This window comes from Streptomyces roseolus, assembly GCF_014649855.1.
Lineage (GTDB): Bacteria > Actinomycetota > Actinomycetes > Streptomycetales > Streptomycetaceae > Streptomyces > Streptomyces roseolus.
This window is the reverse complement of sequence record NZ_BMTV01000003.1, coordinates 329,056-343,206: the sequence shown is the minus strand read 5'-3', so window position 1 is coordinate 343,206 and position 14,151 is coordinate 329,056. Positions and strand designations below refer to the sequence as shown.

Annotated in this window: 9 protein-coding genes; 2 read left to right on the top strand and 7 right to left on the bottom strand. The window is 73.9% G+C overall.

The window, feature by feature from the left end:
• Positions 1 to 53 precede the first annotated feature (53 nt).
• The 4 genes from IE245_RS05345 to IE245_RS05330 form a co-directional block, all read right to left on the bottom strand.
• Positions 54 to 470 (bottom strand): SsgA family sporulation/cell division regulator, encoded by a 417-nt coding sequence (locus IE245_RS05345; RefSeq protein WP_189945542.1) that lies wholly within the window; start codon positions 468 to 470, stop codon positions 54 to 56.
• Positions 471 to 543: 73 nt separating this feature from the next.
• Positions 544 to 1,251: a GPR1/FUN34/YaaH family transporter gene (locus IE245_RS05340; protein WP_189945541.1), complete on the bottom strand. Its 708-nt coding sequence runs from the start codon at positions 1,249 to 1,251 to the stop codon at positions 544 to 546.
• A gap of 123 nt (positions 1,252 to 1,374) precedes the next feature.
• Positions 1,375 to 2,343, bottom strand: coding sequence for an alpha/beta hydrolase (locus IE245_RS05335; RefSeq protein ID WP_189945540.1), 969 nt, complete (start codon positions 2,341 to 2,343; stop codon positions 1,375 to 1,377).
• Positions 2,344 to 2,512: 169 nt separating this feature from the next.
• Positions 2,513 to 3,484: an alpha/beta hydrolase gene (locus IE245_RS05330; protein ID WP_229851080.1), complete on the bottom strand. Its 972-nt coding sequence runs from the start codon at positions 3,482 to 3,484 to the stop codon at positions 2,513 to 2,515.
• Positions 3,485 to 3,849: 365 nt separating this feature from the next.
• Here IE245_RS05330 and IE245_RS05325 point away from each other — a divergent pair, with 365 nt between their 5' ends.
• Positions 3,850 to 4,842 (top strand): helix-turn-helix domain-containing protein, encoded by a 993-nt coding sequence (locus IE245_RS05325; protein WP_189945538.1) that lies wholly within the window; start codon positions 3,850 to 3,852, stop codon positions 4,840 to 4,842.
• Positions 4,843 to 5,087: 245 nt separating this feature from the next.
• Entirely contained in the window at positions 5,088 to 5,942 is an 855-nt protein-coding gene (locus tag IE245_RS05320) for a helix-turn-helix transcriptional regulator (protein WP_189945537.1), read from the top strand.
• Between the two features lie 26 nt (positions 5,943 to 5,968).
• Here IE245_RS05320 and IE245_RS05315 read toward each other — a convergent pair whose 3' ends face one another.
• The 3 genes from IE245_RS05315 to IE245_RS37650 all read right to left on the bottom strand — a co-directional run bounded on the left by IE245_RS05315 (position 5,969) and on the right by IE245_RS37650 (position 13,946).
• Entirely contained in the window at positions 5,969 to 8,746 is a 2,778-nt protein-coding gene (locus IE245_RS05315; protein WP_229851079.1) for an AAA family ATPase, read from the bottom strand.
• A gap of 174 nt (positions 8,747 to 8,920) precedes the next feature.
• Entirely contained in the window at positions 8,921 to 10,228 is a 1,308-nt protein-coding gene (locus IE245_RS05310; RefSeq protein ID WP_189945535.1) for a condensation domain-containing protein, read from the bottom strand.
• Entirely contained in the window at positions 10,221 to 13,946 is a 3,726-nt protein-coding gene (locus IE245_RS37650; RefSeq protein WP_189945534.1) for a non-ribosomal peptide synthetase, read from the bottom strand. Before IE245_RS37650 ends, IE245_RS05310 begins: the two co-directional genes overlap by 8 nt.
• Between the last annotated feature and the right edge of the window lie 205 nt (positions 13,947 to 14,151).

Genomic DNA, 14,151 nt, shown 5'->3' with positions numbered 1-14,151 from the left:
TGGGGCAGGGCCGGACGAGCCCCGCACGGGACAGGGGAGGGCGGTGGGTGGCCCTAGACGGGCCGCCCGAGGATGGCGTTGAGCGTCCGGTCGAGCTCGGTCCGGATCCGCGGGGAGGCGTCGGGGAGCCGGGTCTCGGTCAGGGAGAGGAAGGAGCGCAGCGTGTCGGTGCGGAAGCGCACCACGCAGGAGCCGTACAGGGAGACCAGCTCGACGTCCGTCTCGCCGGCGTCGCCGGGCCGGACCCGGACGTCGCCCTCGCCGGCGGCCCCGACGACACCGTCCTCCAGCAGCCTCCGGGCGAAGATCCAGGTCGCCGCTCCGCCCTCGTCCGGGCTTTCGGCGGGGGCGAAGTCGAGCCGCACCGCCAGCGGGTCGCCGGGATCGTGACGGATCCCCACCACGAGCCGCGCCGCACCATGGTCCGGCGATGACACCTTCGCCGTGACGAGTTGCTGGATGGGCCTCACGGAGACTCCTCGGAGCATGGTCCTGGGACGGGGCGCCGGTGCCGCCGCCGCGGGGCGGAGGGGGCCGGGCGGCTCAGAGCGTGCGACGGACACCGGCCGCGCGTTCGAGGTTGCGCAGCTGGACGGAGAGGTCGCCCTCGACGGCGTGGTGCGCCGGGCCGCTGCGGCCGATCGGCAGGACCTGCTCGCCGCGCATGTCCTCCAGCATGAGGGCGAAGGCCGCGTACAGGGCCGCGGCGGCCAGGACCAGGGCGAGGACACCGGAGAGGGTGCCCAGCCAGGCGACGCCGGAGAGGTGGGAGGCGGCGGCCACGGCGAACCGGGGGACGGCCACGCACAGCACGAGCCACAGGGCCCGCTTGGCCCTGGCCACGCTCGCCATGAGGGCGGCGAACACGGTGAAGGCGAGGTTCAGCACGCCGAGCACCGCCGTGCCGCCCGGCGGGTCGAGGGCCAGCACCAGGGAGGTGGCCAGCCAGGTGCCGGAGAAGCAGGCCATCAGCGTGGCAGCGAGGACGTCGCGAGCGCCGAACGCCAGGACGCCCACGAGGAGCTGGAGAACGAAGGCGGGCAGGACGGCGAAGGCGACGGCCCGGTCCGCGTTCTCCTCGAAGACGCCGAGCTGGAAGCAGCCGACGATGACCGAGGCGATGGCGACGGCGTAGAAGCCGAGGGGCATCGGTGAGGCGATCGGACGGAGGTTGATGCGGGTCATGCCCCGCAGATCGGGTTCGTGGTGCCGGCCGCCGGGGGCGGGCGACGGGCTGTCGGGGGTGTCCATGGGCTGCCTGCCTGCTCGGATGGGGAACGGGAAGAGCGGGGTACGCACGCCCGGCGGCCCGCGTACCCCGGGGCGTCCGCGCGGGGCGGGCCCCTGCCGCCGGGCGTCGCCGCCCGGGCCGGTTCAGTCCTTGGCGAGCGCGGTCCGGAGCGTGTCCACGGCGAGTGCGATGGCGGCCTGGGCGGCGTGGGTCTCCCGCAGCGCGTCGAGCATGACGAAGTCGTGGATGATGCCCTGGTAGCGCACGGCGGTCACCGGGACCCCGGCGGCCCGCAGCTTGTTCGCGTACGCCTCGCCCTCGTCGCGCAGGACGTCGGCCTCGGCGGTGATGACCAGGGCGGGCGGCAGGCCGGTGAGCTGCTCGGTGGTGGCGCGCAACGGGGAGGCGGTGATCTGGGCGCGCTCGGCCTCGTCGGTCGTGTACTGGTCCCAGAACCACTGCATGCCGTCGCGGCGCAGGAAGTAGCCCTCGGCGAACTGGTGGTAGGAGGCCGTGTCGAAGGAGGCGTCGGTGACCGGGTAGAAGAGGACCTGCTGGAGCAGGGGAACGCCGCCCCGCTCCTTGGCCATCAGGGTGAGCGCGGCGCTCATGTTGCCGCCGACCGAGTCCCCGGCGACCGCCATGCGAGTGGCGTCCAGACCCTTGCCGGCCCCGTCGGTCACGACCCAGCGGGCGACGGCCCAGTTCTGCTCGACAGCCACCGGGTATCGGTGCTCCGGCGACAGGTCGTACTCCGGGAAGACGACGGCGGCACCGGCCCCGACGGCCAGCTCCCGCACCAGCCGGTCGTGGGTGTGGGCGTTGCCGAACACCCAGCCCGCGCCGTGGATGTAGAGGATGACGGGCAGCTCGCCCCGGACGCCGGCGGGACGTACGACGCGCGCTTTGACGGAGCCGCCGGAGGGGACGGCGACGGTGACCCACTCCTCGTCGACGTCGGGCTTGTCCACCGGTCCGGACTGGACGTCGTCGACGGCCTTGCGACCGTCCGCCACGGGGATCTGGAAGAGGAACGGCGGCTGGGCGGTGGCCTCGGCGAAGGCCGCCGCGGCCGGCTCCAGGACAGGGGTGACAGGAGGGAACTCGTGCATGGCAGAACCCGTTTCGTGAGGGACGGAAGACGTTCGGCGCACCGCCGCGAGGCGGCACACCGGGACGTTATGTCCCTTCGAGTGGCGTGGGTCGGCACCCCGTGCACAGGCCTTGCCCGAGGCTGCACGGCGAATCCGCCCACCTGTCGACCCCTGCTGGACGGGCCCTTCACCACCCCCGGTGTAAGGCGACGTGGAGGGTGTCCACGGTCTGCGTCCGGGCGGCGCGGCCCGCATCGCTCTCGCGGAGCATGTCGAAGAGGATGAAGCCGTGGATCGTGCCGTGGTAGCGCGCGGAGACGACGGAGACGCCCGCCGCCCTCAGCTTCGCCGCATACGCCTCGCCCTCGTCGCGTACCACGTCGGCCTCCGCGGTCAGGACCAGCGCCGGCGGAAGCCCCCGCAGGTCGTCCGTGGTGGCCAGCAGCGGCGACGCGGTGATCTCCCCGCGTCGTGCCGCGTCGGGGGCGTAGCTCTGCCAGAAGCACCGCATGACCGCGCTGCCGAGGAAGTACCCCTCGGCGAAGTGCCGGTAGGACGCGGTCTGCCCGGTGGCGTCCGTGACGGGGCAGACCAGGACCTGGTGGACGAAGTCCACGCCGCCGCGTTCCTTGGCGACCAGGGTCAGGGCGGCGGCGAGGTTGGCGCCCGCCGAGACGCCGGCCACGGCGATGCGGCAGCCGTCGAGCCGCCAGTCGGCACCGTGTTCCGCGATCCAGCGGGCCACGGTGTAGCTCTGCTCGACGGCCACCGGATAGCGAGCGGCCGGCGGACGGTCGTACTCGGGCACGACGACGGCCGCGTCCGACCCCAGCACCAGGTCCTCCAGCAGCCGCTGGTGCGTGGTGGCGGACGTGTGGGTCCAGCCCAGGCCGTGCAGGTAGAGCACCACCGGCAGGGGTTCCTCGCTGTCGGCCGGCCGCAGGATCCGCACACGGATGCGCTCCCCGTCGCAGCCGGGGAGCGCCAGCCACTCCTCCTCGACGTCCGGCGTCCTGTCCGCCTCCCCGTGCAGGGCGGCGAGTACCTTGCCGGTGGGTACGGGCCCCGCTCCGCCCGGCACGCCCGGACATGCGTGGGCCTCGACGAAGGCCTGGGCCAAGGGTTCGAGGACCGGAGGCGGCCCGGCTACATGTTCCACGACACACTCCCGCGCCTGGGCGCGATTCCGGGATGGAAGAGCTGACGAAACCGTCGGGCCCGGTCCGCTCCTGACCGCTGCAGCGGCAGCCGGGGCAACGGCCCCAAGCCTACGGACCGGTACGGGCCCTGCCTCCCCTCCGTACCGGCCGTACTTGCCCGTCCGTGCACACCTCTTGTCCCAGGAGGCCGACGGACGCTCCAGCCGGGTCCATGGCCGCACGTCAAATGACCTATGTGGGGTCTTCTCGCGCCGCCAAGCATGAAAGGGAACGCACATGGCCGTTCGCACCCCCTGAGCGGCGAGTTCGCCGACCGGCCGGCGTCCGAGAGCAAGGAGCGCGCGTGGGACAGGTTCTTCGAGACATGACGGCGGGACAAGAATGCGAGGCGCCACGCCTGTGGCAGGACGCCTTCGACAGCCTCATCGCCCCCGTCCGGCTCGTGATGCGCACTTCCCCGGTCGATGTCCCGCCCCCAGCGATCACCCACCTCGGCTATCTGAGCCTGCTGCTCGTCGAAGCGGGGCCGTCCCAGCTGAGCCGCACCCCCCGGCACATCGCCCGGAGTCCGGGCGAGCGGGTCGCCGTCGCTCTGCAGCAGTCGGGCACGGCACTCCTCACCCAGGACGGAAGGAGCGCCGGGCTGGAGCCGGGAGAACTGGTCTTCGTCGACCCCCGCCGGCCCTTCACCCTGGACCAGCGGGAGTCCTTCCGGATGCTGTTGGTCTCCCTCCCCCGGCAGACGCTCGGCGACCCCGCGGACCACTTGTTCCGCCTCACCGGACGCGCCGTGCAAGGGCGAAGCGGTGTCGTCGGCCTGCTGATCCCTTACCTCGAACGCCTCTCCCTTCTCGCGGGGCAGGTGACTCCGGCCACCGGTGACCTGCTCGCCGGGAACACCGTGGAGTTCATCGCCCTCCTCGCCGACGAACTGCTCGGAAGGGACCAGGAGCCACCGGCCACCACGCGCGCCCGCCTGGTGCCGCGCGTCCGCGACTACATCGACCGGAACCTGCGCGACCCGGATCTGTCACCGGAACGGATCGCCGAAGCCCACTACATCTCGGTGCGCTACCTCCACCGGCTCTTCGAAGGGGAGGGCACGACGGTGGGGCGGCTCATCCTGCGGCGCCGCGTCGAGGAGTGCGCCAGGGAACTGACACGCCGAGAACGCTCCAGCCCGACGGTCTCGACCGTCGCCCGCCGGTGGGGCTTCCACAGTCCCGCCCACTTCAGCCGCGCCTTCAAGGGGGTGTTCGGCATGCCGCCGCGCCAGTGGAGACGCGCGCGTGCCCCGGAGGAGGACCTTCCCGGCCCGGAGCGGCCCAGGGACGCGCAGCGTGCCGCCGTGAACTGACCTGCCTCGGGCGTCAGTCATCCGACCTACGTGCCCGAGCCGAGGCACGCCGAGAGTGGGGCACGATCCGTCGCGCACGACATCCGGAGGAGCCCACGGTGCCGTCCCCTGCGCCTTCCCGCCACGAAGCGGGCCCGCACCTGAGCGCCCGTCCGGTCGTCCACCCCGTGGATCCGGGACGGCCGCCGTACGTACGGATCAGCGTCGTTCCCGGTGACGAACCGACCCGCGCGCTCACTCTGCCGATGAGGCCGGCCGACGACCCGGACGCGCGCGAGATCATGGTCTGTGGTCCGCTTCGGGGCGGCCTCTCCTGCGCACACGAGGGCAGGGTGACGTCGGGCGGCCTGGTCCTGGCCGATTCGGCCAGGCCGGTCACGGTGAGCGGGACGGCCGGAAGCGCCCTGGCAGTGCTGCGCGTGCCCCGCCCGCTGGTGCCCTACCCGGACGACGTCCTGGTCCGGACGACCGGCCGGGCGTACGACGCGACGACGGGCGTCGCTTCGCTGCTGCTCCCGCTGCTGCTCTCCCTGGCCACGGCCGAGGGCCCCTGGGGAGCGGAAGCCGGAAGGGACGGACTGACGACGCGACTGATGAACCAGGCGGCGGACCTGCTCACCAGCCTGGTGGCCGAGGAGGCCGAACGGAACGCCTGCCCCGGGGCGAGCGGCCTCTCGGACGCCGACCGCCGGGCGGTGGACGAGATCCGGCGCTGGGTGAACTCCAGGCTTCCGGATCCCCGGCTTCGCCCGGACGCCATCGCCGAGGCCCACCACATCTCCGTGCGCAGGCTGTACAAGCTCTTCACGGGCGAGAACGGCACGCTCAGCCGCTGGATACAGCAGCGCCGCCTGGAGGAATGCCGACGGGAACTGGGCCGCGGTGGAGGTACGGCGAAGGTCCAGGCAGTGGCCCAGCGCTGGGGCTTCGCCACCGCCGCCCACTTCAGCAGGTGCTTCCGTGCCAGGTACGGGATGTCGCCCAGCGAGTGGAGGGACCACAGGACGGAGCACGACACAGCCGAGGCGACGCCACCGCCCGACACCCTCCAGGAGACGGGGCGGGCGGCGCACCTGTGCGCGCCGAGCGCCCACTGGTAGGCGCCGGCGCCCGGCGGGAACCGGTCTCAGTCCCGTTCGGCCGAGTCGTCGGCCAGTGCCCGGGAGATCCCGGCCCGGGAGGTGACTCCGAGCTTGGGGAAGATCTTGTACAGGTGCGCCGCGACGGTACGAGGTGACACCTGCAGGGCCGTGCCGATCTCCTTGTTCGTCAGCCCCGTCGCCGCGAGCTGGGCGACACGCCGTTCCTGGCCCGTCAACAGCCCGCGTCCGCCGACCGCCGCCGGCGGCCCCGCGGCGGTCAGCTCCTCCTCGCAGCGCTCCGCCCAGGGCTCCGCGCCCAGCCGCCGGAACGCGTCGCGCGCCCGGTGCAGCACATCGAATGCCTCCGCGCGCCGGCGCCGGCGCAGCCACGAGCCGTGGGCCAGCCGCAACCGGGCCATGCCGAAGACCCAGGTCTCGGCGTCCTCGACGGCGTACGCGGCCCGGTAGCGGGCGTCGGCGACCTCATCGGCCGCGGCGACGGCCGAGGCCGCCGCGAGGAGGAAGGCGTGGTGGGCGGAGATGTCGGCCATCCGCGCCGCCCGTCCGGCCTCGACGTGCGCGGTGGCCTCGCGCCGGCGCCCCGTGTGCACGGCGGCGACCACGAGGTCGAAGAACGGCAGGTGGAACCAGGGCAGACCGCGTGGCAGCACACCGGGGGACATGAGCTGGACCAGGTGCAGGTACGCCTCCTCGTACCGGCCGTGCGCCAGCGCGGCCAGGGCCCGCAGGTGGACGAGGTGGTCGGTGACGAACCGCATCCGAGCCCCCGAGGCCGACGGCTCGATGAGCGCCTCCACCTCTCTCAGTCCCTGTTCGTCGCCCCGGCCGGCCAGGAAGTGGGCGTAGTAGTGACGGAACAGCAGGGCATTGCAGTGGTATCCGCGGTCGTCCGCGGCCTCCGCCTCCCGCAGGCACGCGGCCGCGCTCTCCCACCGGCCTCGCAGGTAGTCCTGGTAGAACCGGGCCTTCGCGACCGAGCCCTGGGTGGCGTAGGCGTGCTGGCCGGTGAAGCGGCGCCACAGCGTCTCGTCGGCGGCGTCCACCGCCGTCGCCGTCCACAGCAGCAACCACGCGGCTCCCGCCTCCTGCTCCTCGCTCATCTCCCTGTTCAGCAGGCCGAGTGCGCGTGTCGCGCCGTGCGCGGTCCGGGGCGGATCGGACCACACCGCGCGGCACAGCCTGGCCAGGGGGGAGACAGCGTCGGCGTGCTTCTCCAGGGCGCGCCGGCCTCGGGGGTCGTCGGTGTAGGAGGTGGCGAGCAGGAGCTTGAAGTAGATCTGCTCCGCCAGCCCCTCGAAGGGCTCGACCCCGGTGTGCGAGAGGAGGTCCAGCGCCTGCGGCAGCAGCGTGAAGGACGACTCGAAGTCGACCCGGTGACTCTGGTCGACGTACACCACCGCGTAGGCGAAGAGCGGAGCGGAGCCGGGCGGTATCGGCCTTCTCTTGAGTTCCTCCACCAACTCGGCGGTGTGGGCGAGTCGCCCGCCCCGCGCGGCCATGACGGCGGCCCACGTCAGGCGTGCCGTGTGGGACGCGGCATCGGTGCTCAGAGCGGCGGCCCGGTCCATCAGCACCGCCCCCTCCGCGTCGCCGCCGCGTCTCGCGATCTGCCGCGCGGCGTCTTCCAGCCGTGCGGCGAGGAAGGCGTCCGGCAGGACCGCGGCCAGTGTTTCGTGCCGGAGCCGTCGGGGGTCGCCGGCGTCCAGTCGCCCTGCCAGCAGCCGGTGGGCCGCCCGCTCCTCCTCGGGCGAGGCCAGGGAGATCACCGCACTGCGCACCAGGGGATGGCGGAAGGCCAGCACACCGCTTCCGTCGAGGTGCGCCAGCCCGCTCGCCTCGACGGCGGCGAGGACCGCCGCGGGGTCGCCGGGAGGGTACACAGCGCACTCGGAAACGACCGCACGGTCTTCGGGGGCTGCCGCGGTCGCCCCGGCATCCGTGTTCCGCAGGTCCACCCGGCCGCCGAGCGCGGCCAGGAGCAGGGCGTGCGCGGCGTCAGCCGGCAGCGACCGGATCCGCTCGGCGAAGAGGTGCTCCAGCCGGTGCGCCAGGGGCATCCGACCGGGGCCACCGGGCAGGCCGGTGTCGTGCTCGTCGTCCGGCAGCACGGGCAGTTCCCGGAGGGCCAGTGGATTGCCCGCGGCCTCCGTCAGCACCCGTGTGGCCGCGGTGACGGGCAGCGTCGGGTGATACCGGCGCAACAGGGTTTCGGCGGCGGACGGTTCCAGCGCTTCCACCCGCAGCGGCTCCGCGGTCCACCGGTCGGTGGCCGGGCTGTCCTCGCGGCCCGCTCCGATGAAGACCACGGGCAGGGCGGCGACGTGCCGGTGCAGAAAGGCGAACACCGCGGTGCTGGAGTCGTCCATCCAGTGCACGTCGTCCACCACGACCAGCAGCGGCCGCTCGCACGCGGCCTCGGTGAGCAGGGCAAGGGCCGAGGCACCCAGCGGGGTCGCGCCGGCAGACGGTCCCTCCCCCAGGCCCAAGGCGCGCTCCAGGACTTCCCGGTCCCGTGGTGGGAGGGTCCGGGAGCGCTTCAGCAGCGGCCAGAAGACCTGGTGGAAGCCCCCGAAGGCGAGCTCCGACTCGGTCACGGAGCCCACCGCTCCCAGGACGGCGAAACCGTGCCGCCGCGCCGCGTTCCGTGCCCAGGCCAGCAGGGCCGACTTGCCGATGCCGGCCGGGCCCCGGAGGAGGACCGCTGCTCCTTCACCCGTGGAGGCCGCTGCTTGCAGGACGCCGTCCAGGAAGGCCGTCTCCCGCTCCCGGCCGAGGAGTTCACCGTCCTCCGTCGCAGACACCGAACGTCGCCCCCCATGCCCCGTCTGTCGGCGGACTCGTGCCCGTTCTCCGCACGTGCCGACGCCGACAGGGAGAGTACCGCTCATGCCCATGCCACGGCTCGGAAAACCGGAGCAGCCGGGGTGCCGGCCGCAGGGGCGGGTGAGGTGTCGAGCGCCCCGTTCCGGCGGTCGTCAGGGTGCTCCTGCCGCCAGGGGATCCACCGTCTCATCCGGGTCGGCCGCTGCTTTGTCCAGGAGCACCGCGAAGCTCCGGCCCAGGCGGTCGGCTGCCCGCTCCGGGACGACGGACGGGCGGAACTCGAGCACGGGGTGGACCGCGTCTCCGACGCGGTCCGTGATCAGGCCGAGATCCACTTTCGCGGCGTCGTGAAGCCAGGGGGCTTCGGTCACGGAACAGCCCTCCAGGCGCAGCCGCGGCTGCACGTCACGGGCGCGGTAGGAAAAGAGCGGGACGCCCCCGGCCGCCGGAGCCGGATCCCCGGCCGGACCGGTGCCCGTGGGCGGGTGCGCAAGGCGGGAGGAGGCCGCATCGGTCTCCTCGGCCTCGGCCCAGGCGCCCTGCACCCGGCGCACCGCCTGCCGGAAGGTGATGGCATCGGGGAGCGAGACGTCGAGCCGGTGGAGCCGGATGAAGTAGCCCGCTAGCACGCCGAGTTGCGGGTGATCGCGCCCGGAGACGGGGACATCCACCAGCACACGGGACGCCGCCGGCCCGCGTGCCGCCAGGACGAAGGCCGTCAGAAGCACGGTGAACAGCGGTACCCGTTCCTGGCGGGCGAGGCGCCCCGCCGCCGGCACCGGCACGGGAGCCGTACGCAGGCGCCGCCCCGGCCCGTCGGCCGGGCGGGCGGGGATCCGGGGGAGGGGGCTCTCCGGGCGTGCCGCTCTCCCGGCCTGCCAGTGGGCCCAGTCGGCGTACTGGATGGCGAGCGGCGGGAGGAGCGCGGTCGCACGGCCCGCGTCAGCGTAGTACTCGCCCAGTTCGTCCAGCAGGATCCGCAGCGACCAGCCGTCGGCGGCCAGGAGGTGGACCGCCAGGACGACGAGGTGGTCCTCGGCCGCCCGGCGTACGACCAGCACGCGTGCGAGAGGCCCTCGGACCAGGTCGAACGGACGCCGGGCGAAGTTCCGCAGGAGGGTGTCCTCGTCACTGCGCGGGAGCGGTGGGCCCGCAGGGACGGGTGGCGTGTCGAACACGGTCAGTTCCCAGGGCATCGCGTCGGGCTCCTCGACGCACTGCCTCCGGACCGTGCCGTCCTCGTCGGCGGGGAAGGCCGTTCGCAGGGGCTCGTGACGGGCGGTGAGCGCGTCCACGGCTCGCCGGAGCCGGGGGAGGTCGAGGGGGCCGCGCACGTGATGGGCGAGGAAACTCACGTACGCGGAGGGGTCGGCGCAGGCGCCGAGCCGGTCCAGCAGTCGGCGCTGCGGGTCCGCGAGCGGAAAGCACACGCGGTCGTACGACGGCATGCCGCTACTCACCCTTCCTCGTACGGTTCCTGGGGCGTGCCGGGATGAGGTCCTGCGCCGCCGGCCGCGCCAGACCGGCGGCCGCGGCCGCTGTCGGCGCCCTGAGGAAGGACTGCAGAGGGATGTCCAGACCCAGCTCGGAACGGGCGAGCAGGGTGAAACGGAGAGCGCCGAGCGAATCGCCGCCGAGCTCCAGGAAATCGTCCTGCGGCCGCATGCCGGGCACCCCCAGCACCCGGCCCATCAGCCGGGCGAGAGCGTCGGTGTGACCGCGCGCCTTTCCGATACCGGACGGTGAGGATCCACGACCGCCCGGACCCTCCGCCCGCACGCCCGGGACCGACGGGGCTGGCTCCACGGACTCCGCCGTCCGGGGTACCCAGCGCGGAAGCGCGTCGAGCGGCGTGTCGGGACGATCGACCACCGCGCGCAGGACGGCCTCGTAGCAGTCCATCATGCCGCGCACCGCGTCGTCGTCGAGGCGCGAGGTCTCGTACTGCCAGGTCAGGGTGAGTCCGGCCGGCCGGTCCGCAGGGAGGACCGGGCCGCGGGACCGGGGTATGCGCAGCAGACCGTCCGGGCCCGTCCCGCTCCGGTCCGGCTCTTCCTCGTGGTGAGGGAAGCCGGTCACACCGAGCTCGAACTTGGCCGCGCCCAGGGGCAGGCCCTCGCGGACCGTGATGTCGAGTGGTGACTCGGGGAGGGCGGCCAGGGGGGTGTCGTGGAAACTGAAGGCGGTCTGCACGAGCCGGTTCCTCTCCCCGGCGGAGCGTCGCAGGTGCGGGGCGATCACCTCCTCGAACGGCAGCTCCTGGTGCTCGTAGGCGTCGAGGCACGTCGAGCGCACCTCCGCGAGGAGTATGGAGAAGGAGAGTCCGGGGCGCGGCCTCCCCCGCAGCACCACCGTGTTCACGAACATGCCCACGGCTCCGGCCGTTCCGGGGCGGCGCCGGTTCGCCATGCCCGAACCGACGAGCACGTCCCGTGCGCCGGTCGTGCGGTGCAGGACGGCCAGGAACGCGGCGAAGGCGACCATGAAGACAGTGGCTCCGTGAGCCCGCCCCAACGCTCTCGCCCGGTCCACCAGTTCGGCGTCCAGGTGCAGGCGCTGCTCCGCGCCCGGGTGGGAGGCCGCCGCCTTCTCCCCATCGGAGGCGGACGCCTTGCGCGGAGGCAGGGGCAAGGGCGCCGGCGGCGTGTCCAGGACGGCGCGCCAGTACGCCCGCTGCCGCTCGGCCTCCGGCCCGGTGCCCCAGTGGAGCTCGGCGGCCGTCAGCGCGCCGTAGCCGGGAGCGGCCGGACGGGTGTCGACGCTTCCGTGGCGTACGTGCTCCGCGTAGCCCCGCACCAGGTCGGCGAGGAGCAGCCGTGCCGAGTGGCCGTCGTGAACGACGTGGTGCTCGGTCTGTACGAGGACGTGCTCCTCGTCCGCTGTGCGCATCAGGTGCCAGCGGATCAGGGGACCCTCCGACAGGTCGAAGGGCCGGCGGGCCTCGTCGAGGGCGGCCTCGGACGCGGCTCGTTCGGCGTCCGGAGCGTCCCGCAGATCGCTGTACCGCAGCTCCGCGCGTGCATCGGGGTCGACCACGTAGCGGGGGGTTCCGTCGTGGATCGGGAGCCGGCAGCGCAGGACCTCGTGGCGGTCCACCAGCGCTTGCAGGGCGGCCCGCAGGGACGGTTCGCGCAGGGGGCCGCGGAGCCGGGTCACGGAGGCCGCATGGTAGGCGGGCGTCCCTCCGGCCATGTGCTCCGCGAGCCAGACGCGCTGCTGGGCGGCCGAGCAGGGCTGTGGTCCGGCGCTCTCGCGCGCGCGAGAGCGCGGCTCGTCGGCGTGTCCGCCCGCGGGCCGCGGGAGCGGCGGGCGGTCGTTCTCGACGGGGACGGCTCGCGCGGCGAGTTCGGTGACGACCGCCCCTTCGAGGACCGCCCGCAGCGGAAGGGCCATGCCCATCTCCGTCCGGACGCGTGCGGTGAACTCGATGGCCTGGAGCGAGTTCCCGCCGTGTGCCGTGAAGGAGTCGTCGGCCCCCAGGGCCCCGGTTCCGAGGACCTCTCCCGCGATGTGCGACAGACGGGCGGCCGGTCCCGACGCCGGAGCCGTGGCCGCGGCTTCCCGGCCGGGCGGCGGCAGCAGCGCGCGGTCGACCTTGCCCGACGGGGTCAGCGGCCATGCGTCCAGCACCGTCACCGAGGCCGGCACGAGGTGGGCCGGGAGCACCTCCCGCACCTCGGCCCGCAGGTCGCGGCCGTCCCGCCGGGACGCGGCGTCCCTCAGCCTGACGTAGCCGAGCAGCCTCCTCCCCTCCATGCTCTCGTCCACCACGACCACCGCGTCCCGGACGTCCGGCAGTCCCACGAGCGCCGACTCGACCTGGGCCGGGTCCACGCGGTAGCCGTTCACCTTGGCCTGCGCGTCCAGGCGTCCGCCGAACTCCAGCGCACCGTCGGGCAACAGCCGCCCCCGATCGCCGGTCCGGTAGATCAGGCCGCCAGGGACCGTCCCCGTGGGATCGGTGATCAGGCGGCGCGCCGTCTCCTCCGGGTCACCGACGTATCCGGGGGTGAGCCCCCAGCCGCCGATGCATATCTCGCCGAACTCGCCTTCGGGAACAGGCCGTTGCGCCTCGTCCAGAAGCAGGATCCGGCGACCGGGCACCGGACGGCCGACGGGCACGGTGCCGGACGGAGGGGCCGCGGGGTCGACCGTGTGCAGGGTCGCGCAGACGGTCGTCTCGGTCGGGCCGTACCCGTTGACGAACTGGACCTGCCCGGCCCACCGCCGCGCGGTCTCCGGGAGGCAGACGTCCCCCGCGCTCAGCAGCACCTTGAGGCCGGGGAAGTCCACGGGCCGCAGGGTGCGGGCGAGGACCGCCGGCACCGTCGCGTGCGTGGTGCCGGTCTCGGCGGCCACGGTGTGGAGCGGGCGGCCGAGCCGTTCCTCGTCGAGCACCTCCAGGCGCCCGCCGTGGCCGAGGGCGAGGAGGAGGTCGAAGACCCAGCCGTCGAAGAGCGGCGTGAACACCTGGAGCACCACGCTGCCCGGCCCGAGCCCGGAGATCGCGTGGCGCTGTGCCGCCACCAGATGGGGCAGACCCCCGTGGGCGACCGGTACGAGCTTGGGGCGCCCGGTGCTGCCCGACGTCCGGATGAGGTACGCCCAGCTGTCGGGCTCGGGAGCTCCGGCCTCCGGTCGGCCCTGGGAGGGGACCGCGGGCGGCTGGGACGCGTCGAGGCGGGCCAGGTCGACGATCGGCACCGGCAGTCCGGAAACGCCCGGTGCCCCTGTTCCGTCCCTGGCCCCGGCCTTCGAGCGGGTGACGCACAGGACGGCCCCGGCCTGCCGGAGGCCCTCGGCCGTCCACGCCGCCCGGTGGGCCGGGTCGAGGGGCAGGTACGCCGCTCCGGCGTGCCAGATCGCCAGGACCGTCTCCGCGAAGTCCGCGCTCCGCGGCAGCAGGACGCCCACGACGTCACCGGGTCCGATCCCCCTCCCGCGCAACTGGGCGGAGAGGCGCCGGACCCGCTCGACCAGGACCGCGTACGTCACCGTGCGCCGGCTGTCCCGCAGGGCCGGAGCGTGCGGGGTCCGCTCGGCGAAGTGGGTGATCGCCGCCCAGGGCTCGGTGGGCGGATCCCCGGCCGGCGGAGAGGCGGCCCGGCCGGTGTACGGGTCGGGGGCGGCGGGCCTTTCGAGCGGCTCCGTGGTTCTGGCGGGCGCCTCGTCGAGCATGTCGTGTCCTGTCCGGAGGGCGACGGTCGCCCGGCCCACGGCGACAGCGGGGCCCGTGGCCGGCCGACCTGTGGCAGGCGCCCGGGCATGCACCCGTTCGGGAGCCCGCGCGCCGGACGCAGATTATCCAGCCACTGCTTTCCGGACACGACCACCCCCGCCGGAAACCCGGCGCGGCCCGGGACGACGCCCGAGCAGGCGCCGA